Annotated in this window: 24 protein-coding genes and 1 tRNA gene; 17 read left to right on the forward strand and 8 right to left on the reverse strand. The window is 76.1% G+C overall.

Going from position 1 to position 22,124, the window contains the following annotated elements; all coding sequences use genetic code 11:
• Positions 1 to 16: 16 nt before the first annotated feature.
• Genes IPM45_11795 through IPM45_11810 form a run of 4 tightly spaced genes read left to right on the forward strand, consistent with a single transcriptional unit; the run spans position 17 to position 3,883 of the window.
• Positions 17 to 898: a fumarylacetoacetate hydrolase family protein gene (locus IPM45_11795; GenBank protein ID MBK9180222.1), complete on the forward strand. Its 882-nt coding sequence runs from the start codon at positions 17 to 19 to the stop codon at positions 896 to 898.
• Positions 899 to 924: 26 nt separating this feature from the next.
• A complete protein-coding gene (locus IPM45_11800) occupies positions 925 to 1,347 on the forward strand; it encodes a pyridoxamine 5'-phosphate oxidase family protein (GenBank protein ID MBK9180223.1) in 423 nt (140 codons plus the stop codon).
• An 11-nt stretch (positions 1,348 to 1,358) separates the two neighbouring features.
• The gene (locus tag IPM45_11805) at positions 1,359 to 2,267 is read left to right on the forward strand and encodes a VOC family protein (protein MBK9180224.1); all 909 of its coding nucleotides are present in this window, start codon (positions 1,359 to 1,361) and stop codon (positions 2,265 to 2,267) included.
• A 20-nt stretch (positions 2,268 to 2,287) separates the two neighbouring features.
• Complete coding sequence (locus IPM45_11810; GenBank protein ID MBK9180225.1) at positions 2,288 to 3,883, forward strand: bifunctional 3-(3-hydroxy-phenyl)propionate/3-hydroxycinnamic acid hydroxylase; 1,596 nt, start codon at positions 2,288 to 2,290, stop codon at positions 3,881 to 3,883.
• Here the strand turns inward: IPM45_11810 and IPM45_11815 are convergent.
• The 4 genes from IPM45_11815 to IPM45_11830 are packed head-to-tail and all read right to left on the reverse strand — an operon-like array spanning position 3,843 to position 6,717.
• The gene (locus IPM45_11815; protein ID MBK9180226.1) at positions 3,843 to 4,481 is read right to left on the reverse strand and encodes a TetR/AcrR family transcriptional regulator; all 639 of its coding nucleotides are present in this window, start codon (positions 4,479 to 4,481) and stop codon (positions 3,843 to 3,845) included. The genes IPM45_11810 and IPM45_11815 overlap by 41 nt on opposite strands.
• Positions 4,478 to 5,335 carry a fructosamine kinase family protein gene (locus tag IPM45_11820; protein MBK9180227.1) on the reverse strand — a complete coding sequence of 286 codons (858 nt, stop codon included), beginning with the start codon at positions 5,333 to 5,335 and terminating at the stop codon, positions 4,478 to 4,480. Before IPM45_11820 ends, IPM45_11815 begins: the two co-directional genes overlap by 4 nt.
• A gap of 17 nt (positions 5,336 to 5,352) precedes the next feature.
• Positions 5,353 to 5,838 (reverse strand): low molecular weight phosphotyrosine protein phosphatase, encoded by a 486-nt coding sequence (locus IPM45_11825; protein MBK9180228.1) that lies wholly within the window; start codon positions 5,836 to 5,838, stop codon positions 5,353 to 5,355.
• 57 nt (positions 5,839 to 5,895) lie between these two features.
• Positions 5,896 to 6,717, reverse strand: a complete 822-nt coding sequence (locus IPM45_11830) for a hypothetical protein (protein MBK9180229.1) — start codon at positions 6,715 to 6,717, stop codon at positions 5,896 to 5,898.
• Between the two features lie 229 nt (positions 6,718 to 6,946).
• Between IPM45_11830 and IPM45_11835 the strand changes: the two genes are divergently transcribed.
• On the forward strand, positions 6,947 to 7,309 hold the full coding sequence (locus IPM45_11835; GenBank protein ID MBK9180230.1) for a hypothetical protein: 363 nt from the start codon (positions 6,947 to 6,949) through the stop codon (positions 7,307 to 7,309).
• Between the two features lie 66 nt (positions 7,310 to 7,375).
• Positions 7,376 to 8,329, forward strand: coding sequence for a M48 family metalloprotease (locus tag IPM45_11840; protein MBK9180231.1), 954 nt, complete (start codon positions 7,376 to 7,378; stop codon positions 8,327 to 8,329).
• On the opposite strand, the gene IPM45_11845 is transcribed toward IPM45_11840, so the two are convergent.
• Complete coding sequence (locus IPM45_11845) at positions 8,314 to 10,992, reverse strand: bifunctional [glutamine synthetase] adenylyltransferase/[glutamine synthetase]-adenylyl-L-tyrosine phosphorylase (protein MBK9180232.1); 2,679 nt, start codon at positions 10,990 to 10,992, stop codon at positions 8,314 to 8,316. The two genes, IPM45_11840 and IPM45_11845, sit on opposite strands and share 16 nt — an antisense overlap.
• 68 nt (positions 10,993 to 11,060) lie before the next feature.
• On the opposite strand from IPM45_11845, the gene IPM45_11850 reads away from it, so the two are divergent.
• From IPM45_11850 to IPM45_11865, 4 genes are all read left to right on the forward strand, one after another.
• Positions 11,061 to 12,785 (forward strand): NAD+ synthase, encoded by a 1,725-nt coding sequence (locus IPM45_11850; protein ID MBK9180233.1) that lies wholly within the window; start codon positions 11,061 to 11,063, stop codon positions 12,783 to 12,785.
• 131 nt (positions 12,786 to 12,916) lie between these two features.
• Positions 12,917 to 13,573: a hypothetical protein gene (locus IPM45_11855; GenBank protein MBK9180234.1), complete on the forward strand. Its 657-nt coding sequence runs from the start codon at positions 12,917 to 12,919 to the stop codon at positions 13,571 to 13,573.
• Positions 13,570 to 14,400 carry a DUF455 family protein gene (locus tag IPM45_11860; GenBank protein ID MBK9180235.1) on the forward strand — a complete coding sequence of 277 codons (831 nt, stop codon included), beginning with the start codon at positions 13,570 to 13,572 and terminating at the stop codon, positions 14,398 to 14,400. Before IPM45_11855 ends, IPM45_11860 begins: the two co-directional genes overlap by 4 nt.
• A 4-nt stretch (positions 14,401 to 14,404) precedes the next feature.
• Positions 14,405 to 14,980 (forward strand): hypothetical protein, encoded by a 576-nt coding sequence (locus tag IPM45_11865; GenBank protein MBK9180236.1) that lies wholly within the window; start codon positions 14,405 to 14,407, stop codon positions 14,978 to 14,980.
• Between the two features lie 15 nt (positions 14,981 to 14,995).
• Here the strand turns inward: IPM45_11865 and IPM45_11870 are convergent, their stop codons facing one another.
• Complete coding sequence (locus IPM45_11870) at positions 14,996 to 15,316, reverse strand: antibiotic biosynthesis monooxygenase (GenBank protein MBK9180237.1); 321 nt, start codon at positions 15,314 to 15,316, stop codon at positions 14,996 to 14,998.
• Between the two features lie 209 nt (positions 15,317 to 15,525).
• On the opposite strand from IPM45_11870, the gene IPM45_11875 reads away from it, so the two are divergent.
• Positions 15,526 to 16,464, forward strand: a complete 939-nt coding sequence (locus IPM45_11875) for a sigma-70 family RNA polymerase sigma factor (protein ID MBK9180238.1) — start codon at positions 15,526 to 15,528, stop codon at positions 16,462 to 16,464.
• 57 nt (positions 16,465 to 16,521) lie between these two features.
• Here the strand turns inward: IPM45_11875 and IPM45_11880 are convergent.
• Positions 16,522 to 16,614: transfer RNA gene (locus IPM45_11880), tRNA-Sec, on the reverse strand.
• 10 nt (positions 16,615 to 16,624) lie between these two features.
• Entirely contained in the window at positions 16,625 to 17,566 is a 942-nt protein-coding gene (locus IPM45_11885; GenBank protein MBK9180239.1) for an HAD-IB family hydrolase, read from the reverse strand.
• Between the two features lie 165 nt (positions 17,567 to 17,731).
• Between IPM45_11885 and IPM45_11890 the strand changes: the two genes are divergently transcribed.
• The 6 genes from IPM45_11890 to IPM45_11915 all read left to right on the forward strand — a co-directional run bounded on the left by IPM45_11890 (position 17,732) and on the right by IPM45_11915 (position 22,108).
• Entirely contained in the window at positions 17,732 to 18,430 is a 699-nt protein-coding gene (locus tag IPM45_11890) for a hypothetical protein (GenBank protein ID MBK9180240.1), read from the forward strand.
• Positions 18,431 to 18,705: 275 nt separating this feature from the next.
• Complete coding sequence (locus IPM45_11895; protein MBK9180241.1) at positions 18,706 to 19,677, forward strand: CpaF family protein; 972 nt, start codon at positions 18,706 to 18,708, stop codon at positions 19,675 to 19,677.
• A complete protein-coding gene (locus IPM45_11900; protein MBK9180242.1) occupies positions 19,674 to 20,582 on the forward strand; it encodes a type II secretion system F family protein in 909 nt (302 codons plus the stop codon). Before IPM45_11895 ends, IPM45_11900 begins: the two co-directional genes overlap by 4 nt.
• Positions 20,579 to 21,394, forward strand: coding sequence for a type II secretion system F family protein (locus tag IPM45_11905; protein MBK9180243.1), 816 nt, complete (start codon positions 20,579 to 20,581; stop codon positions 21,392 to 21,394). Before IPM45_11900 ends, IPM45_11905 begins: the two co-directional genes overlap by 4 nt.
• A 26-nt stretch (positions 21,395 to 21,420) precedes the next feature.
• Positions 21,421 to 21,639 carry a DUF4244 domain-containing protein gene (locus IPM45_11910; GenBank protein ID MBK9180244.1) on the forward strand — a complete coding sequence of 73 codons (219 nt, stop codon included), beginning with the start codon at positions 21,421 to 21,423 and terminating at the stop codon, positions 21,637 to 21,639.
• A gap of 88 nt (positions 21,640 to 21,727) precedes the next feature.
• Positions 21,728 to 22,108: a pilus assembly protein gene (locus tag IPM45_11915; GenBank protein ID MBK9180245.1), complete on the forward strand. Its 381-nt coding sequence runs from the start codon at positions 21,728 to 21,730 to the stop codon at positions 22,106 to 22,108.
• Positions 22,109 to 22,124: the final 16 nt, after the last annotated feature.

The following is a 22,124-nucleotide window of genomic DNA, read 5'->3' on the forward strand; positions in this document are numbered from 1 at the left end:
ATTATAGAATTTGGCGATGCGCCTGGCCCGGATCCGTCGTGACGGCCGGGTGGCCCTCGGGGTGGTCGTCGGCGACGACGTGATCGACCTCGCGGTGGCTGCCCCCGACCTGCCCGTCGACCTGGTCGAGCTGCTCGAGGCCGGGCCCGCCGGGCTGGCCGCGGCCCGGGCCGCGGCCGCCGCGCCTCCCCCGGGGGCACGGGTGGCGCTCGACGCCGTGACCCTGCTCGCCCCGATCGCCCGGCCCCCGAAGTTCCTCGCCATCGGGCTGAACTACGCCGACCACATCGCCGAGACGGGGATGGCCACCCCGGAGTTCCCGGTCTTCTTCAACAAGCAGACCACCTGTGTGATCGGGCCGGGCGAGGCGATCCACAAGCCCCGTGCGTCCGACCTGGTCGACTACGAGGGCGAGCTGGGGGTGGTGATCGGCCGGCGCTGCCGCCACGTGCCGGTCGAGCGGGCGGCCGAGGTGATCGCCGGCTACCTCGTGGTCAACGACGTCACCGTGCGCGACTGGCAGCTGCGGGCGCCAACGATGACGATCGGCAAGTCCTTCGACACCCATGGCCCCATCGGGCCCTGGATGGTGACCGCCGACGAGGTGGCCGATCCGCACGACCTGCGGATCCGGACCTTCGTGAACGGCGAGCTGCTGCAGGACGCGTCGACCAGCGGCATGGTGTTCGACGTGCTCCACCAGATCGCCACGCTCACCACCGCCTTCACCCTCGAGCCGGGCGACGTGATCGCCACCGGCACCCCGGCCGGGGTCGGGATCGTCCGGCGCCCGCCCGTGCTCCTGCAGGCGGGCGACGTCGTGCGGGTCGAGATCGACGGCATCGGCGCGATCGAGAACCCGGTGGTCGACGAGCCCGCCGAGACCGCGATCATCTGACGCCGCCACCGACCCGAGGAGGACCCGTGACGCTGAGCGGACCCGTGCGCAGCTTCCTGGCCGAGCAGCCGGTCGGCGTGCTCGCCACCGTCCGACCGGACGGATCTGTTCGCCAGTCGGTCGTCTACCACGTGCTCGACGGCGACCGGATCCTGATCTCGACCGAGTCGAAGCGGGCGAAGTCCCGCGACGTGATCCGCACCGGTCGCGCGTCGTACTGCGTGACGGGCCACGTCCGGCCGTTCCCGTCCGTCACGGTCGAGGGTCCGGCCCGCATCCTCACCCAGGGCATCGGCGGGCCCACCGCGCAGCTCGTCGCCCGGGTCACCGGGAGCCCGCCGGGCGAGGCTCCCAGCGACGAGGCCCTGGCCGGCGTCGACCGGGTGATCCTCGAGCTCACCATCGAGCGCGCCTACGGCGCGACCCATCTCGACGCGCCCTCGTCCTAGAGGAGGTCCTCATGGCACTGCATCGGCTCACGCAGATCTCCGTGGCTGTCCCCGACCCGGTCGCGGTCGCGGCGTTCTACCGGGACTTCGGCCTCACCGAGACGGGTCCCGGCGTGCTGGCCACCACCGACGGTGGCGAGCAGCTCCGGCTGGTGGCGGCGCCCCGGCGGCGCCTGGTCGAGCTGGGCCTCGGCGCCGACGACCCCGACGACCTCGACCGCATCGCGGCCGACGCCGCCGCGTGGGGCGCGCCGGTGGCTCGCCAGGGCGGCGCCGTCGTGGTCACCGAGCCCGTCACCGCCACGCGGGTCGTGGTGACCGTGGCGCCCCGCTACCGGCTGGCGCCCGGGCCCGATGCCCACCTCAACCACCCGGGGGCCGTGAGCCGCGTGGGTGCGCGCTCCCCGGTGCTCTCCCGCCCGGGGCCGGTGCGCCCGCGCAAGCTCGGTCACGTGGTGATCGGGTCGCCGGAGCAGGCGACCACGCAGCGGTTCTTCCTCGATGCCATCGGCTTCAAGGTGAGCGACGAGATCCCCGGGATCGCGGCCTTCCTCCGCTGCTCCACCGAGCACCACAACCTGCTCGTGCAGGACGCGCCCGTCACGTACCTGCACCACACGTCCTGGACCGTCGACGACGTCGACGACGTCGGTCGGGCCGCCAAGGCGGTGCTCGACGCCCGGCCCGACGCCCACGTGTGGGGCCTGGGTCGCCACTACGTGGGCTCCAACTTCTTCTGGTACCTGCGCGACCCGGCCGGCAACTTCGCCGAGTACCACAGCGACATGGACGTGATCGTCGACGACGAGCGCTGGGAGCCGGGTGCCTTCGCCGACGCCCGGGCGCTGTACGCCTGGGGGCCGCCGGTGCCGGCGTCCTTCCTCGCGCCCGACGACCTGGCCGAGCTCGTCGCGGGCTGACGGCAGTGGGCGCCGGCGACGTGCACGGGGACGGGGACGGGCTGGTCGACGTCGCGGTGGTCGGCGTGGGGCCGGTCGGCGCCACCGCGCTCAACCTCCTCGGCCAGGCGGGGTTGCACGCCGAGGGGTTCGAGCTGGGCACCGACGTGTTCACCCTGCCCCGGGCCGCCCACTTCGACGCCGAGGTCATGCGGGTGTTCCAGGGGCTCGGGCTGGCCGACGCGGTCCGGCCCGCCACCACCGAGGTGGTGGGCATGCACTTCGTCGACGCCGACGGCCGGACCCTGCTGGCGTTCGACGCCCCCGACCAGCCGGGCCCGCACGGCTGGCCCGCCGGCTTCATGTTCTACCAACCCGACCTGGAGCGAGCCCTGCGGGCCGGCATCGAGCGGTACCCGTCGGTGGGCCTGCACCTGGGCCACGAGGTGGTCGCCCTCGACCAGCACGCCGACCGCGTCGACCTCTCGGTCCGCGACCGGGCCGGCGGGGCCGAGCGGACCGTCGGCGCCCGGTGGGTGCTGGGCTGCGACGGGGCGCGCAGCTCGGTGCGCAGGGGAGCCGGCATCGGGCTCGACGACCTCGCCTTCGACCAGCCCTGGCTGGTGGTCGACGTCGTGCTGCGGCGCGAGGGCGTCGATCTCCCGGCCGTGGTCGAGCAGCGGTGCGACCCGGCGCGGCCCGCGACGTTCGTGCCCTCGGCGGGCGCCCACCGCCGGTGGGAGTTCATGCTCATGCCGGGCGAGACGGCCGAGGAGATGGAGCGGCCCGAGACGATCCGCGCGCTCCTGGAGCCGTGGCTCGACCCCGACGGCGTGGAGATCATCCGGTCGGCCGTGTACACGTTCCACGCCCTCGTGGCCGAGCGTTGGCGCGACCGCCGGGCCCTGCTCGTCGGTGACGCCGCGCACCAGACCCCGCCCTTCCTCGGGCAGGGCATGTGCGCCGGCATACGGGACGCCGCCAACCTGGTGTGGAAGCTGCGACTGGTGCGCGACGGGGTCGCCGACGACTCGATCCTCGACACGTACCAGACCGAGCGCGAACCGCACGTGCGGCGGCTCGTCGGCCTCGCCGTCGAGCTCGGGCAGATCCTGCAGACCACCGATCCCGCTCTGGCGGCGGCGCGCGACGAGCAGCTGCTCGCCCGGCGGGAGGCGGCCGGCTCCGGCGGCGAGGCGCTCCTGCCGCCCCTGCCGCCCCTGGGCGACGGCCTGCTGCAGGCCGGTGGCAGGGACGAGCCACTGGCCGTCGGGACGCCGCTTCCCCAGCCCCGGGTGCGCACGGCGGGGGGCGGCGTCGTCCGCCTGGACGACATCCTCGGACTCGGGTTCGCCGTGCTCTGCGGGCCGGGCGTGGTGCCGCCGGGTGACGTCGCGGACGCCGCCTCCTGGTCGGAGCTGGGCGCGGTGGTGCTGGGCGTGGTGCCGCCGGGTGACGCCGCGGCCGGCTCGGCGGGCGTCGTCGAGGACCTCGACGGGTGGGTCCACCCCTGGCTGACCGGTGACCGGGTGGTGTTGGTGCGGCCCGATCGCTACGTCTTCGGGTGGGCGCACGGCCCGGACGCCCGGCGCGAGCTCACCGCGTCCCTCCGCTCGCGGCTCCGGCCGGGCCGCTGATCGCGGGCGGGCCGGCCGGCCCGCGGGCCACCAGCCCCAGGCGCGCCAGGAGCGCCGCGGCCAGGCCGCGCCTTCTGACGGGGGCGTCGGTGGCGGCCCAGCCTCGGATGGTGTCGAGCACCACCGCGCCCACGACCGCGCCGGTGTCGGGCGCGACCGCCCCCGCGCCGGGCAGGAGGGAGGCGATCGCGGTGGCCCACGGGGCCCCGTCGCCGGCACCCGACCGCAGGGCCTCCGCCGCTGCCCTGCCGACGAGGGAGCGGGGCAGCGGCGCCACCTGCTCGGCGACCGCGGCGGTCACGGCCCGCAGGGACGGGGTCTCGGCCCCGGTGCCCGCCCCGGCGGTCGCAACGTCGGTCGTCGCGTCGCGGAGCGCCGTGGTCAGCAGCTCCACCACCAGGTCCTCCTTCGACCGGAAGTGGAAGTAGAAGCTCCCCTTGGCGACGCCGGCCGTGGCGCACACGTCGGCCACCGAGACCTCGTCGTAGCCGTCGGCCGTCCACCGGGCTGCGGCCGCGTCGACCAGGCGGCGTCGCGTGGCTCGGGACCGATCCTGGATCAGCAGGGCCCGGGGCCCCGGTCGGGCGGTGCCGGTCAACCGAGGCGCCGCAGGATCCGGAGGGCGGTGGCCGGGTAGCCACCGCCGAAGAGCAGCGCGTGCACGAGCAGCGGGTACAGCTGGTTGAGCTCGACCCGGTCCTCGTGGCCCTCGGCCAGCGGGAACACCTCGTGGTACGCGGCGAGCGTGCGGGGCCCGGGCCCGCCGAACAGGCGGAGCATGGCCAGGTCGGTCTCCCGGTGCCCGCCGTAGGCGGCCGGGTCGACCAGCCAGGGCCGGCCGTCGGTGCCCACCAGCACGTTCCCGGCCCACAGGTCGCCGTGCAGCCGCGCCGGGGGCTCGACGGGCCCGACCAGGTCGTCGAGCCGGTCCACCAGCCGGTCGAGTCGCCCGCCGGCCTCCCGGGGGAGGATCCCGCGCTCGACGCAGCGACGCACGAGCGGCTCGAGCCGGCGGGTGGCGAGGAACGCCGCCCAGGTGGGCAGGGCCCCGTTGGGCTGGGGGAGCGGCCCGATGAAGCCGTCGGACGCCAGCCCGAAGCCCGGTGCCCCGAACCGGTGGAGCGCCGCCAAGCTGCGCCCGAGGGCCTCGTCGGCGTGCGGTCCGGGCCGGCCGGGCTCGATCCACGCCAGCGCGAGGAACGCCGGGCCGGGCGGCTCGGACCCGACGGCGAGCACCTCGGGGATGCCGACGGCGCGGGCGGCGCCGAGCCACCGCAGACCGCCGGCCTCGGCCCGGTAGCGGTCGTGGGCGCCGGGCCCGTCTCCGGCCTTCACGAACACGTCGGGACCGTGCGCCAGCCGCAGCCGCCAGGCCGGGTCGACGCAGCCGCCACCGACGGGGAGGGCGGCCTCGACCGCGCCGCCGGCGGCGGCGGCCACCGCGTCCCGCACCGTGTCGGGGAGCCGGCTCACGCCCCGGGCCCCGAGGCCGGGCCGAGGTGCGCGGCGAGCAGCCCGCGGCAGGCCGCCTCGATCAGGTCGAAGGCGGCCGCGAAGCCCTCGGGCCCGCCGTCGTAGGGGTCGGGGACGTCGGCGTCGGCCGGCGACCCGGCGTCGAACGACCGCAGCAGGTGCACCTTGGCCGCGGCCTCGCGCGACGGCGCCAGGGCGAGCAGCTCGCGCCGGTTCGCCCGGTCCATGGCCACCACCAGGTCGAAGCCGGCGAAGTCGGCCTGCTCGAACCGGCGGGCGGTGCCGGTGACGGCGATGCCTCGGCGGCGACCCTCGGCCACGGCCCGGCGGTCGGGACCCTCGCCGGCGTGCCAGCCGCCCGTCCCGGCGCTGTCGAGGTGGACGAGGTGGGCGGCGCCCCCCCGCTCCGCGAGGTGGCGGGCGACGGCCTCGGCGGTCGGCGACCGGCAGATGTTGCCCAGGCACACGAAGCAGACGCGCAGGGGCGCGTCGTCGACCCGGCCGCTCACCCCCGCATCGTCGCGCGGCGGCGGCCGGGCTCAGGGGGCGGAGGGCTCCCAGACGTACTCGTCGCCGGAGGCCCGGCAGGTGAGCTGGTCGGACGCACCCGGGTAGGCGATGGTGCCCTCCTCGGCGGCGGTGCAGGCATCGCCCGCCTTGGGCGGGGTCCACAGCCACACCCAGCCCCCCTCGACCGGCAGGCACGTGAGCTCCTGGCTGGTGCCGACGTTGAACGACACGCCCTCCTGGGCGGGCGTGCACGGGGTGTTGGCCCGGGGGACGGTGGTCGTGGTGAGCCGGCTGGTCGACGTGACCTCGGAGGTCGTGGTGGAGGCGCCGGCGCCGGTGGTCGGGGCGGTGGTCGACGCCGCCTGGCCCCCGTCGTCGTCTCGGGTCAGGAAGATCAGGGCGAGCACACCGAGGGCCACCACCAGCACCACCGCGATCAGCCCGGTGCGGGGCGAGAACCCCCACCGGCTCTCGTCGGGGGGCTTCGGGGCGGGTGCCTCCCGGTCCTCCCGGCGCCGGCGCCGGTGGCGGCGCTCGGGGAGCGGAGCGGCCTGGGGCCCGGGCGCCGGGGCCTCCGGGGCGCCGGCGTCGGGAGGGGCCGGCGGCGGGCCCGGCGGCGGCCCTCCGGCGGTCGAGCCGGCAGTGCCCTCGGGCGGCGGGGGCGGTGGGCCGGGCGGCGGGCCGGGCGGTCCGCCGACGGCGGGGGCGGTGGACTCCGTGGCGTCGAAGTCGCCGACGTAGCCCGTGGCCGGCGGGCGCGGCAGCACGTCGCGGCCGCGGCGCCGCAGGGGCTGCGGGCCGGGGACCGGCGTCGCCGGGCGATCCCGGCCGGTGTCGTCGGTGCTGTCCATCTCAGGTCTCCCGCCACACGCGAGCGGCGCGGGCCCGGCCACCCGAGTGGCGGGCCTCGCGACTCCCATCGTCCGGCGCCGGCCGGACATGAGGCGGTGTGGGTCCGGTCCGCCGGCTCAGGTGCGCTCCTCTCGACCGAAGGTCACGGCCAGTCTGCACCCCGCGGAGCCGGCCCGGCGTCGGGTGTCGCCGCCGGGCCGGGCGACCGCCCGGGCTACGCTGGCCGCCATGCGACGTGCCCCCGGCTCCGCCCTGCGTCGTGGCCTCGTGATCGCCCTGGTCGCGCTCGCGGTCGGTGGTCTGGCCGGGTGCGGCGACGACGACGATGCCAGCACCTCGACGGCCGACCAGGCCACGTCGGACAGCGCCGACCTCGATGCGGTCACCCAGGAGCTGGTCGACGCCGGCGCCACCCAGGAGGTGGCGGCCTGCGAGGCCGAGCTGCTGCTCCAGCGGGTCTCAGAGGGCGACCTCACCCAGGACGAGCTGCAGGCGTGGCTCGACGGCGAGGCCGAGGTCGGCCCGGTGCAGAGCGCCGTGGTCGAGATCGAGCAGTCCGGCGACTGCGCGAACGCCGACGCCAACGCCTGACCGGGGCGGCCCGTCCCCGGCCCAGCGAGGGGGGCCGGCCGCGAAGGCCGCGGCGGCGGTGCGGCCGTGCACGACGAGCTGATCGGCGCCGGCCGGTGCCGGCTCCTCGCCGCTACGGCCGCCGGCCTCGCCCTGCTGGCGGTGTCGGCCGGCCTCCTCGTGCTCCCGCTGGTGTGGGCCGCCGGGGCGATCATCGCGGTGGCCCACGGCACCGATCTCGGTTGGGGCCTGCTGGGGAGGGCCGCCGCGCTCAGCCTGGTGCTCGGCCTGGCCGGGGGCGGGATCTTCTTCGTGGTGTCGGTGCTGCGCTCCGAGCACCGGGTCACCGAGACGGTGGGGGTGCGGGTGACACCCGTGCCCGACGACCGCCGGCTGCGGTTGACGAACCTGGTCGCCGGGCTCTCCCTGGCGGCCGGGGTGCCGCCGCCCCACCTGGCGGTGATCGGCGATCCGGCGCCCAACTGCCTCACGGTCGGCCGGACGGCGGGCACGGCCTGGATCGTGGTGACGACCGGTCTCCTCGATTCCCTCTCCCGCGACGAGCTGGAGGCGGTGCTCGCCTACGAGCTGGGCCGGGTCGCCACGCTCGAGGTCTCGCTCGACACGGTGGTGTACGCGTCGACGGCGGTGGCCTTCGAGCTGTGGGTGGGCGCCTTCGGCGGGCTCGACGAGCTGAGCGTCGTCCTGGTGCCCCTCGCCCTGCTGGCCAGCCCGTTGGTGCTCGCCGGCGTCGGACTCCGGCGGTGGACGCTGCGAGCCCGGGCCCGGCTCGCCGACGGCCTGGCCATCGCCTACTGCCGCAACCCCGAGGCGCTCCTGCGAGCGCTCCGCACGGTGGAGGCCGACCCACGGACGATCCGGGTCGCCGGCCTCACCACCGATCATCTCTGGCTGGCCTACCCGCACACGCGCTCGTCGCGCTGGGTGCTGGGGTCGCGCCGGATCCTGGGCGAGCGGGTGGCGCGCCTCGAGCGGGCGCTCGGGCCGGTCGACGGACCCGAGGGTCAGGCTCGCCCGTAGAACACCCGCTCGACCACCCGCCGGGCGCGGCGGGTGACCCGGCGGTAGTCCTCGCGCAGCTCCGGCGCCGTCGTGCCCAGGGATCGGGCGAGCCGGCGCAGCCGGTCGGCCTGCGAGGGCAGGCTGTCGCCCGGGCTGCTCTGCACGAGGAACAGGCGGTTGCGGGTGCGCTCGCAGAAGCGGTAGGCCTCGCCGAGGACGTCCCGGTCGAGGGGGTCGAGCACGCCGGCCTCGGCCAGCCGGTCGAGCGCCACCATGGTGCCCGGCGCCGGCACCCCCGACCCCAGCTGCAGCAGCTGCGCCGTGAACTCCACGTCGGACAGCGAGCCCTTGCCCAGCTTCAGGTGGAACTGCGGGTCCTCGGCGAGCGGGATGCGCTCGCGCTCCACCCGGGCCTTGATGCGGCGGATCTCGCGCACGTCGGCCTCGGAGATGGGCTGGCCCCACAGGTGGGGCCCGACCACGTCGAGCAGCGCCTGCCCGACGGCGGGGTCGCCGGCGACCGGGCGGGCCCGGATCATGGCCTGGCGCTCCCACACGAGCGCCCATCGGTCGAAGTAGGCGCGGAACCCGTCGAGGCTGCGAGCCAGGGGTCCCTGGCGGCCCTCGGGGCGCAGGTCGGCGTCGAGCTCGAAGATGCGACCGACGGGGGTGCTGCCTCCCACGAAGCGCAGCAGGCCGGTGGCGACCCGCTCGGCCTCGGCGAAGTCGGCGGCCGACTCGCCGTCGTACACGAACAGCACGTCGAGGTCGCTGGCGTAGGAGAGCTCGGCGCCGCCGAAGCGGCCCATGGCCACCACCGCGAAGGGGAGCGGTGGCTCGAGCGACTCCAGGGCTGCTTCCAGCGTGGCCTGGGCCAGCGCGCTCAGCTCGGCGCCGACCTCGGCGACGCCGGCCAGGCCGAGCAGGTCGCGGGCGGCGATCCGCAGCAGCTCGCGGTCCTTCCACCGCTTGAGCCCGGCGTGGCGCTGCTCGCGGTCGGAGCGCCACGCCAGGGCCGTCCTGGCCTCGTCGAGCAGCTCGTCGGCGGTGCGGGGCCGCAGCTGCTCCGGGTCGGCCAGCCCGCCGATCAGCTCCGGGTTGTGCTGGAGGATGTCGGCCAGCAGGCGGCTGGTGCCCACCATCAAGCAGAGCCGCCGGGCGGCCTCGGGCGACTCGCGGAACGCGGTGGCCAGCTCCATCGAGCGCTGGGCGCCCGACGCCAGGTTGCGCAGGCACAGCAGGCCGAGGTCGGGGTCGGGGGTGTCGGACAGCCACTCGAACAGCAGGGGCAGGAGCTGCTGCATGAGCCGCGACGAGCGGGTGAGGCCACGGGTGAGCTCTCGCACCGCCGCCTTGGTGCGGAGCGCGTCGGTGAAGCCGAAGGCGTGCAGCCGGGTGGCGGCGGCCTCGGCCGAGAGGATGCCCTCGGTGCCGGAGAAGGCCTCGAGCAGGGGCCGGAAGTAGAGGCGCTCGTGCAGCGAGCGGGCCACGGCGCGGTTGCGCCGGAGGGCTTCGTCGAGCTGCTGGGACGCGCTGCCGTCGGCACCGTCGCGGTAGCCGAGCACCCGGGCCAGGTGGTCGACGGCGGCCGGGTCGGAGGGCAGGGCGTGCACCTGGTGCTCCTCCACCAGCTGCAGGCGGTGCTCGACCAGGCGCATGAAGCGGTAGGCACCGGCCAGGTCGTCGGCGTCGTCCGGGTCGACGTAGCCGCCGTCGGCCAGCTCGCCGAGCGCCTCGAGGGTGGTGGGCGACCGCAGGTTCTCGTCCTGGCGGCCGTGCACCAGCTGGAGGAGCTGGACGGCGAACTCGATGTCGCGGATGCCTCCGCGACCGAGCTTCACCTCGCGCTCGGTGAGGCCCTTGCGGGCGACGAGCTCCTCGGCCCGGGCCTTCATGGCGCGCAGCGACCGGAGGTCGTCGGCGCTGAAGGCGCGCTGCCAGAGCCGGGTGCGGGCGGCGTCGTCGAAGGCGAGGCCCAGCGCCGGGTCGCCGGCGACCGGCCGGGCCTTGAGGAGGGCCTGGTGCTCCCAGGTCTCGGCCCAGCGCTCCCAGTAGGCGCGGTACGAGGCGAGGGAGCGCACCAGGGGGCCGTCCCGCCCCTGCGGACGCAGGTTGGCGTCGATCCGGAACGAGTCGCGGGTGATGTCCATCACCAGGCGGGCGCGCTTCTCGAGCACCGTGGGGTCGGTCTCGGGGCCGACGAACATCACGTCGACGTCGCTGGCGTAGTTCAGCTCGCTGCCGCCGAGCTTCCCCATGCCGATCACGGCGAGGGCGCCGGCGTCGGCGAGGGCGCAGGCCCCGCCGAGGACGTCGCGGGCCAGCGCCGCCAGCGCCGCTGCGGTGACCTCCAGGGGGTCGGTGCCGAGCAGGTCGCGGGCTGCGATGCGGAGCAGCTCGCGGCGCTTCCACCGCTGCAGGGTGGGCCGGTCGACGGCGTCGGGCGGCTCTCGCTCGTCGAGGGCGGCGAGCACGTCGAGGGCGTGGGGGTCGGTCTCGAGGACCAGGGTCAGCGACCGGCTGGCGGCGAGCACGGCGATGACCGCGTCGCGGAGCGCCGGCTCGTCGGAGAGGTGCTTGGCCAGCCCCGGGTGGGTGGCTCCGAGACGGTCGAGCCCCACCTCGACCTGGGCCGGGGCGGCGGACCGCTCGATGGCTTCCTGCAGGTCGACCCGGTCCACGGCCGGTCAGTCTCGCAGCCCGGACGGTGGGCGCGCCCAGCCGATCGGGCCCGGCCTACGCTGCGCCCGTGAGCCGGGTGCGCGTGGCCCTCTGCCAGATCGACACGATCGTCGGCGACCTCGACGGCAACGTGGAGCGGGTGCTCGCCGCCCTGGGCCGGGCCGAGGAGGCCGGCTCCGCGCTCGCCGTGTTCCCCGAGCTGGCGCTCACCGGCTACCCGCCCGAGGACCTGTTGCTGAAGCCGGGCTTCGTCGCCGACAACCTGGCTGCCCTCGACGTGGTGGCGGCTCGCACCGGGCGCTGCGCCGCCGTGGTCGGCTTCGCCGACCCCAAGCGCGACCTGTACAACGCCGCCGCGGTCTGCGCGCACGGCTCCGTCCAGGGCGTGTACCACAAGCGCTTCCTCCCCAACTACGCCGTGTTCGACGAGCAGCGGTACTTCGCACCCGGCCACGGCGATCCCACGCTGTTCGTGATCGGCGGGGTGCGGGTGGGCGTGTCGATCTGCGAGGACGCGTGGAGCCCCGACGGGCCCATCGCCGCCCAGGCGGCCGGCGGGGCGGAGCTGGTCGTGAACCTCAACGCCTCGCCGTACTTCGTGCACCGCCTGGCCGAGCGGGAGCGGATGCTGGCCACGCGGGCCGAGGACGCCTCGTGCGCCCTCGTGTACGTCAACGCCGTCGGCGGCCAGGACGAGCTGGTGTTCGACGGCGCGTCGCTCGTGTTCGACGCCGACGGCGAGCTCGTCGCCCGGGCCCCCCAGTTCCGCGAGGCGGTCCTCGTCGTCGACCTGGACGTGCGCCCGGTGTTCCGCAAGCGCCTGCTCGACCCCCGGGGCCGTGCCGTCGCCCCGCCCCTCCCCGAGGTGCTCGTCACCGGCCCCGGCGGCGCGCCGGCCGTGCCGGCGCCGGAACCGGCGCCGGCACTGATCGCGCCGCTGCTGGGCCCCGAGGCCGAGGTGTACGAGGCGCTCGTGCTCGGCACCCGCGACTACGTCGCCAAGAACGGCTTCACCGACGCCGTGCTCGGGCTGTCCGGGGGGATCGACTCCTCCCTGGTGGCCGCCATCGCCGTCGACGCCCTGGGGGCCGAGCGGGTCCACGGCGCGCTCATGCCCTCGCGCTACTCGAGCGGGCACTCCGTCTCCGACGCCGAGGTGCTGGCGGGGAACCTCGGCATCGACGTGCGCACCATCCCCATCGAGCCGGCGCACACCGCCCTGCTGTCGATGCTGGCACCCTCGTTCGAGCAGCACGAGCCCGACCTCACCGAGGAGAACCTGCAGCCGCGCGTCCGGGGCACGCTCCTCATGGCCCTGTCGAACAAGTTCGGCTGGCTCGTGCTCACCACCGGCAACAAGAGCGAGATGGCGGTGGGCTACGCCACCCTCTACGGCGACATGGCCGGCGGCTTCGCCGTCATCAAGGACGTCCCCAAGACCCTCGTCTACCGCCTCTGCCGGTACCGCAACGAGCAGGCCGGCCGCGAGCTGATCCCCGCGTCGGTGCTGGCGAAGCCGCCCTCGGCCGAGCTGCGCCCCGACCAGCTCGACACCGACAGCCTGCCCCCGTACGACCAGCTCGACGCCGTGCTGCAGGCCTACGTCGAGAAGGATCTCACCGCCGGTGAGCTGGAGGCGGCCGGCTACCCTCCCGAGCTGGTGCGGCGGGTCGCCCGGATGGTCGACCGGTCGGAGTACAAGCGCCGCCAGGCCCCGCCGGGGGTCCGGGTGACGCCCAAGGCGTTCGGCAAGGACCGCCGCCTGCCGATCACCAACGGCTACCGGGGCTGACCGCTCCCGCGCTCGGTCGCGGCGTCGGCCGGCCGGCCCCGAGCAGGCCGCGCAGCCGGCCGCGCAGTACCATCGGCCGTTGCACCGCAGCGCCGGGGGGCCGGGCCGCGGGGAGAGGGGGAGCGCGCAGCATGGCCGACCCGAGCAAGCCGCGCCCGGCGTTCGCGCCCTGGGACCGCCGGGAGCTCCCGGGGGCGTTCGGGGTCGAGGAGTCGGCTCGGCGCGTGGGCAACTACAAGTGGATCGAGATGCGCCTCTTCGAGGCGCTGGGCGGCTGGGTCGCGACCGTGCCCGAGCTCGACGTGAAGCTCCGGCTGGGAACCCACTGCTACCACCACGCCTGGCACGCCGAGCTGTGGCACAAGCGCCTGCCCGAGCTGCGCGAGATGAACCCGGATCGGCTGACCCGGCCGCCGAACGAGGCGCTGGTGGCCTTCGTCGACGCCATGACCGAGCCGGAGGCGCCCGAGCTCACGATCGAGAAGCTCGTCGGCGTGTACCGGGTGCTGATCCCCCACACGATCGCCGCGTACACGTACCACCTGAACAACACGTCGACGATCACCGACGCGCCCACCATCCGGTCGCTGCGCTTCGCGCTCCAGGACGAGCTCGACGACTGGCGCGACGGCGAGATGCTCCTGCAGTCGCTGATCGAGACCGAGGACGAGGTCGACCGGGCGGCCGCCCACCAGACCCGCCTCGAGAAGCTCATGCTGGCCGCGGGCGGGATCGCCGGCCCCGGCTCCATCGGCACGACCCCCGTCGCCTCGGAGGTGACCGCGTGAGGAAGACCCTCCCCGTCGACGACCTCGCCCGCGACGAGCGCTTCGTGCGGGTCCCGTTCCAGGCCCGCATGTCCGACCCCCGCCAGGCCGGCTCGGGCGCCAACCGGGCCGCCGGCCGGCTGACCCCGGATCGCCCGGAGGCGCCCGACGCGGCCCGAGCCCTGATGCACGGGATCTTCGTGGGCGAGATCCAGGCGCTCGAGGGTGCCGGGCGCACGTGCTGGGACTTCGACACCGGCGCCGGCCGCGACCAGGCGCCGTTCGAGCTGAAGCTGGACATGGCCCGCCAGTGCTGGGACGAGGCCCGCCACTGCGAGATCTCCGTGAAGCTGTCCGACTGGATGGGCACCGAGATCGGCGAGTTCTCGGAGAACACGTTCCTCTACGAGGCTGCGTGCAACCCCGACCCGGTGCTGCGGCTCACGGGCGTGAACCGGGCCCTGGAAGGCCTGGCCATCGACGTGTTCACCACCATGCGCGAGTTCGGCCAGGTGGCCGGCGACCCGGTGCTCGAGTACTGCGAGGACTGGATGCTGGCCGACGAGGTGACCCACGTGAAGATGGGCTCCGACTGGCTCCGGCGGCTCACCGCCACCGACCCCGAGCGCCAGAAGCAGGCCCTCGAGTTCCAGCAGGTCGTCGACAAGCTGTTCTCCGTCGGTGGCTTCCGCGGCGACGACGAGGAGAGCCCGGTGCGGCTGGCGCGGCGCTTCCGCGAGCTGGCCGGGTTCAGCGTGGACGAGATCGACGAGATCGCCGAGGTCTCCCGTCAGGCGCTCGAGGAGGCCAAGGCCGCCCGGGCCCGCCTGGCCGCCCGGACCGCGTAGCGCCGTGGGCTCGGTCACCGTCACCCCGGCCAGCTTCACGATGGTCCTGTTCGACGCGGACCGAATCCGCGAGCTCGCCACCCGGCTGCAGGCCGAGCTGGGGATGGGCGACACCGACGTCGAGGTGGTCGTCGACGAGGCCACGCCGCTCACCCGGGCGCACGTGGCGTCGGCCGATCCGGCGCAGGTGGTCATCGAGAGCGGAGCGATCGAGGATCCCAAGCGGCCGCGCCAGCTGAGCGACGAGCGGGCCGTCGACGTGATCGGGCGACTCCTGCTGCGGGTGCGGGACCGGCGCGAGCGCGGGTTCGCCGACGCGCCGCCCGACGGCGAGCTCACGCCGGCGGAGGCCGCGGCCTGGACGGCCTACGCCGAGGGCCGCCTGGAGCGGCTCGGCCACCCGGCCCAGCAGCAGCGGTGGCGCTACCACTTCCGCAACCGGCACGGCTTCACCGATGCCGCCGATGCCGCCTTCGATCGCCTGTGGGCGGCCGACACCCTCACCTGGGCCGAGCTGTCGGCGCTGTCGGCCGAGGCCGCGGCCGCGGCCGTGCCCTCCCGCGCCGCTCCCGTGGGCTGATCCCCGCCGCGGCCGTCAGCGCAGGTCGTGGGCGCTGATCGGCTCCAGCAGATCGATGGCGGGGGGCCGGGTCAAGAGCCCCCGGCAGGCCTCGGCCATGGCCACCATGGTCTCGCCGTCGAGGTGGGCGCGGCGCGCTGTCGGCGTCTCCCACTTCTCAACGACCACGAACCGCCCGGGCACCGTGGCCGAGACGGCCAGGTCGATGTTGCGGCAGCCGGGCTCGGCCCGGCTCAGCACCACGTACCGGCTGAGCACCCCGGCCAGCGCACCGGGGTCGGCCGTGTCGAGCACCAGGGTGACGATCTGCAGGTCGACGTCGGGTGTCTCGGCCACCGCGGCTCCTCGCCTGGAATCCGACCGCAGATCGTGAGGAGATCCGGCGCAACACCACGCAGCGTGGCTGATCTCCTGCCGATTCGCGGGTGGGTGCACTTGACCTCGCCGGTATCGTAGGGAGCGGATCAGCGGGGGAGGGTCGGCGGTTCCTCCCGCCAGGTCTTCGGCGCCCCGCCCAGCAGCAACGACCAGGAGACGGAGCAGCGTTGGCCAAGGAGCGCGTGGAGCGCGACGAAGAAGATCTCGTCCGCCTCTACCTGACCGACATCGGGCAGTACCCCCTCCTCACCAAGGACGACGAGGTACGCCTGGCCAAGGCCATCGAGGCCGGCAACGAGGCGCGCGCCAGGCTGGAGGCCGGCACCAAGGACGTCACGCCGGCCAAGAAGCGCGAGCTCCGACGCACCGCCAAGGAGGGCGAGGACGCCCAGCGCACGTTCGTGCAGTCGAACCTGCGGCTCGTGGTGTCGATCGCCAAGAAGTACCAGGCGTCCGGCCTCCCGCTGCTCGACCTCATCCAGGAGGGCAACCTCGGCCTGATGCACGCGGTCGAGAAGTTCGACTGGCGCAAGGGCTTCAAGTTCTCCACGTACGCCACCTGGTGGATCCGCCAGGCCATCACCCGCGGCATCGCCAACACCGGCCGCACGATCCGACTCCCGGTGCACGCCGGCGACACGCTGGCGCGGCTCCAGAAGGCGCGCGCCCGCCTCGAGCTGAAGCTGGGCCGGCCGGCCACGCTGGCCGAGCTGGCCGCCGAGGTCGAGATGCCCCAGGACAAGGTCACCGAGGCCCTGCGCTTCGCGGCCGAGCCCCTCTCGCTGTCCGAGCCCCTCCGCGAAGACGGCGACGCCGAGCTGGGCGACGTGGTCGAGGACCGCTCGGCCGAGTCCCCCTTCGAGGTCGCGGCCACCGCCCTGCTGCCCGAGGAGATCAACCGCCTCCTCGCGCCGCTCGACGACCGGGAGCGCGAGATCCTGAAGCTGCGGTTCGGGCTCGACCGTGGTGAGCCCCGAACCCTCGAGGAGGTGGGGGAGCACTTCAACCTCACCCGGGAGCGCATCCGCCAGATCGAGGCGCGTGCCATGTCGAAGCTGCGGCACCCGTCGAGCGACACCGGCGCCCGCGACCTGCTGGCCGTCTGAGCACCGTCCCCGCCGACGCGACGAGGCCCCGCCGGTGGCGGGGCCTCGTCGCGTCGGCGGAGGTGGACGGGAATCGAACCCGCCGGACGGGGATCGCCCGTCCCGACCGCTTTGAAGGCGGCGGAGCCCACCAGGTGCCCGGACACCTCCGTGGGTGAGCCTACCGGTGGGTCCGGAGCCGGTCCCAGGGGACGGGCAGGGCGGGATTGGGTACCCTTCGCCCCATGAAGAAGCTCCTCGTGCTCGTCGTCCTGGCCGCGGTGGCCGTCGTCGTGGTGAAGAAGGTGCGGTCGGCCTGAACGCCGGCTGAGGTGTCCCGGCCCCGCCGGGCCGCCCACCACCAGGCCGCGCCGGCCCCACCCGTCACCGCGAGCCCGCCGCCCACAGCGGCGACGACGAGCGCGCCCGGGCGGCGCTCGACGGTGCCGGGGCGCCCCACGGTGCGCTGGAAGGTGCGCACCTCCCACCCCCTGGTGCGCGCCGCCCGCAGCAGCTCGCGGTCGGGGTTGACGGCCACGGGGTGGCCGACGCACCCGAGCATCGGGAGGTCGGTGGCCGAGTCCGAGTAGGCGTACGAGGCCGCCAGGTCGATGCCCTCCCGCTCGGCCACCATCCGCAGGATGTCCGCCTTGGCCGGGCCGTACACGTACCACTCGAGCTCGCCCGTGTAGCGGCCGCGCTCGTCGAGGCGGGCCCGGGTGGCGATGGCCTCGTCGATCCCCAGGTGCCGGGCCAGCGGGGCCACCACCTCCTCCGGGGAGGCCGACACGAGGTACACCCGGCGGCCCGCGGCCTGGTGCGCGCGCATGAGCTCGAGGGCCTCGGCGTAGACGATGGGCGCCACCACGTCCTCCAGCGCCTCGCGCACGATCCGGCTGACGTGCGCGTGGTCCCAGCCCTTGGTGATGGCCAGCACGGCGCTGCGCATCCGCTCGAGCTGGGCCTCGTCGGCACCGACGTAGAGGTAGACGAGCTGGCCCCAGAGGGCCCGCACCAGCACGCGGCGCGAGATGAGCCCCTCTCGGCGGAGCGGGCGCCCCAGCGCCACCATCGACGCCCGCGCGATCACCGTCTTGTCGAGATCGAAGAAGGCGGCCTCCACTGCGGCGAGGATACGGGGCCGCCCGGGCCCCGACGGGGCGCCCCCCCGGGCGCTCGGGCCGGATGCCGCGCGGGGCGATATTCGGTTGCCCCTGCCCCCGCCGGCCCCTACCGTCGGACCGCCACTCCCCCTGAGGCCCGTTCCCACGCGCCCCGGAGGGTCGGCATGCTCGTCGCCTGCTGGTCGGCCAAGGGCGGCAGCGGCACCACGGTCGTGGCCGCGTCGCTCGCCGTGCTCCTCGCCCGCTCCTCGGAGACGGGCGCCCTGTTCGTCGATCTGGCCGGGGACGCCCCGGCCGTGCTGGGCCTGCCGGAGCCGTCGGGCGCCGGCCTGGCCGACTGGTTCGCGGCGGGGTCCGAGGTCCCCGTCGACGGGCTCCGCCGGCTCGAGGTGCCGGCCGCCGAGCGCCTCCGGCTCCTCCCGAGAGGGGTCGGCGCGCTGGGCGACGGGGAGGCGGCGGTGGTCGGGGCCCTGTCCTGCGGTCCGGCGGCGGCAGGCGACCGGGCGGAGGTGCTGGCCGCCCTGCTCGCCACCGACGGCCGGGCGGTGGTGGCCGACTGCGGCTCCGGGCCCGTGGGCGCCGCGCTGACGGTGGTCGCCGCCGCCACCCACTCGCTGCTCGTCACCCGCCCCTGCTATCTGTCCCTGCGGCGGGCGGTGGCCGCGCCGCTCCGACCCTCCGGCGTGGTCCTCGTGCGCGAGCCGGGCCGGGCCCTCGGCCGGGCCGACGTGGAGGAGGTGCTCGGCGTGCCGGTGCGGGCCGAGGTCCTCGTCGACCCGGCGGTGGCCCGCGCCGTCGACGCCGGGCTGCTCGCCAGCCGGCTGCCCCGCACGCTCGAGCGCTCGCTCCGGCACGCGGCGTGAGCGCCGGAGCGTCCTCGGGGCCCGGGACCGGGCCGACCCCGAGCCCCGGGCCGGGCCTGGTCGATCGGGTGCACGCGCGGCTGCTGGTCGAGGGGGTCGAGGTCGACGACGGCGGCGACGCCGGCCTGCGTCACCGGCTCCGCCGTCGGGTTCGCGACGAGGCGCCGCTGTTGGGGGCCGACGCGGTGGAGGCGGCGGTCGCCGGCCTGGTGGCGCGCCTGCGGGGGCTCGGCCCCCTCCAGGACCTCCTCGCCGACGCCGAGGTGAGCGAGGTGATGGTCAACGGGCCCGGGCCGGTCTGGGTCGAGCGGCGCGGTCGCGTCGAGCGCACCCCGCTCACGCTCGACGGCCCCACCATCGAGCACCTGATCGAACGCATCGTGGCGCCGCTGGGGCTCCGGATCGACCGGGCGTCGCCGCTGGTCGATGCCCGGCTTCCCGACGGGTCACGGGTGAACGCGGTGGTGCCGCCGCTGGCCGTGGACGGGCCGTGCCTCACGATCCGCCGGTTCGGCGCCCGGGCGGTGACGCTCGCCGAGGTCTGCCCGCCGGGGGTGGCCCCCTTCCTCGCCTGGGCGGTCGGCGCCCGGTGCAACGTGCTGGTGAGCGGGGGGACCGGCGCCGGGAAGACCACCCTGCTCAACGCCCTCGCGGGTGAGATACCGGCCGAGGAGCGGGTGGTCACGGTGGAGGACGCGGCCGAGCTGCGGCTCCCCCGCGAGCACGTCGTGCGCCTCGAAGCCCGGCCGGCCAACGCCGAGGGGGTGGGTGAGGTGCGCGTCCGCGACCTCGTGCGCAACGCGCTGCGGATGCGCCCCGACCGGATCGTGGTCGGCGAGGTCCGGGGGCCCGAGGCCCTCGACATGCTCCAGGCGATGAACACGGGTCACGAGGGCTCGCTGTCGACGTGCCACGCCAACAGCCCGGCCGACGCCCTCCGCCGCCTGGAGACGATGATCCTCATGGGTGACGTGGCCCTGCCCCTCGCCGCGGTGCGCGAGCAACTGGCGGCGTCGCTCGACCTGGTCGTGCAGATCGCCCGGCGCCCTGGCGGCGGCCGCGCCGTGGTCGAGGTGGCAGAGGTGGTCGGCGAGGGCGGGTCCGACCCCGGCCCCGGACGCGGCCCCGGCCCCGGCCCGGGCCGCGTCCGCCTGCTCGCCGGGGTCGACGGGCTCCGGTCGCTGGCCCGGCGGCCTCCCCGTGCCCCCGGGGCACCGCCACCCGATCCCGCCTGGGTCGTGCCGTGAGGCTCGCCCCGGCCGCGGTGGCGGCTGCGCTGGTGCTGGCCACGGCGGGCGCGGCCCGGCTGGCCGTCCGATCGGTCGGCGGGGCGGCGGCCCGGCACCGTGCGGGGTTGTCGGCCGGTGTCGCCGGCATCGGCTCGCGCCCGGCCTGGCTCCCGGCGCTCGGCCCACCCCGATGGTTCACCCTGGGGCTCGAGCGGGCCGGCCTCGAGCTCCCCGGGGGGCCGGCCTGGTCGGGGGTGCTGGCGGCGGGCGCGCTCGGCGGGGTCCTCGGGCTCCGCCTGGGCGGGCCCCTCGCCGGAGCGGGGTTGGCCGCAGCGGTGCTCGCCGGGGTGGCGGGTGGCCTGCGGGCCACACGGCATCGGGGCGAGCAGCGTCTGGCCGCCGGCCTGCCCGGGGCCCTGGAGTCGGTGGCCCGCTCCCTGCGCTCGGGTGCGTCGCTCCACCAGGCCATGGCCGAGGCCGCCGCCACCACCCCGGGCCCGCTCGGCCGCGAGTTGGCCGAGCTGGTCGCGGTGGTGGCCGCCGGCACCCCGCTGGTCGCGGCCCTCGACGCCTGGGCCCTCCGCCGGCCACGGCGGGGGGTGCGCCTGGCCGTGACGGCTCTGGCGCTGGGCCTCGAGACGGGTGGCGCCCGGGCCCAGGCCGTCGACGGGGTGGCGGCCACCCTGCGCGACCGCCTCGCCCTCGAGGGCGAGCTGCGGGCCCTGTCGTCCCAGGCGCGCTACTCGGCCTGGCTCATCGCCCTGGCCCCGCTGGCGTTCCTGGTCTTCTCCCTCGGCGCCGATGCCCGTACCGCCGCCTTCCTGCTGCGGACGCCCGCGGGCCTGGCCTGCCTCGGCCTCGGACTGGGCCTCGACCTGGCCGCCGCGGTCTGGATGGGCCGCATCACGAGGAGCCCGTGGTGATCGCCCTGCTGCTGGCCGCGGCCTGGGGGCTGCTGGTCGTGGCCCTGGCGGCGCCGGGGCCGCGGCCGCCTCGCCGGGTGGCGTTGCTGGTGGCGCCGGCCGCCGGCCGCGGGGTGCCACGGGCGTCCCGGGTGCCGGACCGGCTGGCCGCGTCCGCCGCCACCCTCCTCGCCCGGCCCGGCGGCGCGCTGCGCCGGATGCTGCGCCGACCCCGCGATCCGGCCGCCGACCGCCGCCTGGGTGCCGCCCTGGCCGCCGGGGTGCTGGCGGGGCTGCTCGCAGGGCCGGCCGTCGGCGGCGGTGCCGCCGGTGCCGTGCTCGTCTGGCCGATCCTGGCATCCCGGCGCGCCGCGCGGCGCCGGCGGGCGGCCCTGGTCGAGGTGCTGCCCGACACCGTCGACCTGCTGGTGCTGGCCGTGGGTGCCGGCCTCACCGTCTCCCTCGCGGTGCGGGCCGTGGCCATCCGCGCGCCGGGGGGCCTCGGTGTGGAGCTCCGCCGCGTGGCCCACGAGGTCGACCTCGGCCGCCGGTTGGCCGACGCCCTCGACGAGCTGCCGGCGCGCCTCGGCGAGGAGGTGCGTCCGCTCACCGCGGCGCTCGTGGCCTCCGAGCGCTACGGCGTGCCGCTCGCCGCGGGGCTCGAGCGGCTCGCCGGCGAGGTCCGGCGCGATCGGCGCCGCCGCGCCGAGGAGTCGATCCGGAAGGTCCCCGTCAAGCTCCTCTTCCCCCTCGTGTGCTGCACCCTGCCCGCCTTCGCGCTGCTCACGGTGGCCCCGCTCCTCGCCGGGTCGTTGCGGTCGCTGCGCCTCTGACGTCCCGTTCGCACCAAGGAGGAGCCATGCTCCCGTTCATCGTCCGCGCCCAGGTCGCGCTCTGGGCCCTCGACCCCCGGTCCCGCCCTCGGAGCGAGCGGGGCCAGACCACCGCCGAGTACGCCCTGGTGCTGCTGGGCGCGGCCGCCGTCGCCCTGCTGGTGGTGGCCTGGGCCGCGAACAGCGAGAGGATCGGGCGGCTCCTCAACGCCGTCCTCGACAAGGTCATCGAGCAGGTGACCTGATCGCGTGCGGAGCGAGGTGCGGGGCCGGTCGGTGGGGCGCACGCCGGTGCCGTCCCGACCGGCCCCGCCGTCGCCGATCCCCAGCCCGGTGGCCGGCCGTGCCTCGCCCCAGCGGGGTCAGGCCGCGGTCGAGCTCGCCCTCGTCCTCCCGCTGGTGGCGCTCCTGCTGCTGGCGCTGATCCAGGTGGGCCTGGTGGTGCGTGACCAGGTGCTGGTGATCCACGCGGCGCGCGAAGGGGCACGGGCGGCGGCCGTGGACGACGACCCGGGGGCGGCCCGGCGGGCCGCGCTGCGGGCGGCGGGGCTGGCGGCCGGGCGCCTCACGGTCGAGGTCGACGGCCGTGGCGGCGAGGGCAGCCGGGTGAGGGTGCGCGTCCGGTACCGGGCGCCCACCGACGTGCCGCTCGTCGGGGGGCTCGTGGGCGACGTCACCGTCGGCGGCTCGGTCACCATGCGGGTCGAGCGCTGAGCCGTCCCGGTGAGTC

The sequence above is a fragment of the Acidimicrobiales bacterium genome, from assembly GCA_016716005.1.
In the GTDB taxonomy this organism is placed as follows: domain Bacteria; phylum Actinomycetota; class Acidimicrobiia; order Acidimicrobiales; family JADJXE01; genus JADJXE01.

Excerpts from the sequence above, each read along its gene's own strand:
- IPM45_11795 (MBK9180222.1), top strand. The coding sequence starts at position 17 with ATGCGCCTGGCCCGGATCCGTCGTGACGGCCGGGTGGCCCTCGGGGTG.
- IPM45_11805 (MBK9180224.1), top strand. The coding sequence starts at position 1,359 with ATGGCACTGCATCGGCTCACGCAGATCTCCGTGGCTGTCCCCGACCCG.
- IPM45_11830 (MBK9180229.1), bottom strand. The coding sequence starts at position 6,717 with ATGGACAGCACCGACGACACCGGCCGGGATCGCCCGGCGACGCCGGTC.
- IPM45_11835 (MBK9180230.1), top strand. The coding sequence starts at position 6,947 with ATGCGACGTGCCCCCGGCTCCGCCCTGCGTCGTGGCCTCGTGATCGCC.
- IPM45_11855 (MBK9180234.1), top strand. The coding sequence starts at position 12,917 with ATGGCCGACCCGAGCAAGCCGCGCCCGGCGTTCGCGCCCTGGGACCGC.
- IPM45_11890 (MBK9180240.1), top strand. The coding sequence starts at position 17,732 with ATGCTCGTCGCCTGCTGGTCGGCCAAGGGCGGCAGCGGCACCACGGTC.
- IPM45_11895 (MBK9180241.1), top strand. The coding sequence starts at position 18,706 with ATGGTCAACGGGCCCGGGCCGGTCTGGGTCGAGCGGCGCGGTCGCGTC.
- IPM45_11910 (MBK9180244.1), top strand. The coding sequence starts at position 21,421 with ATGCTCCCGTTCATCGTCCGCGCCCAGGTCGCGCTCTGGGCCCTCGAC.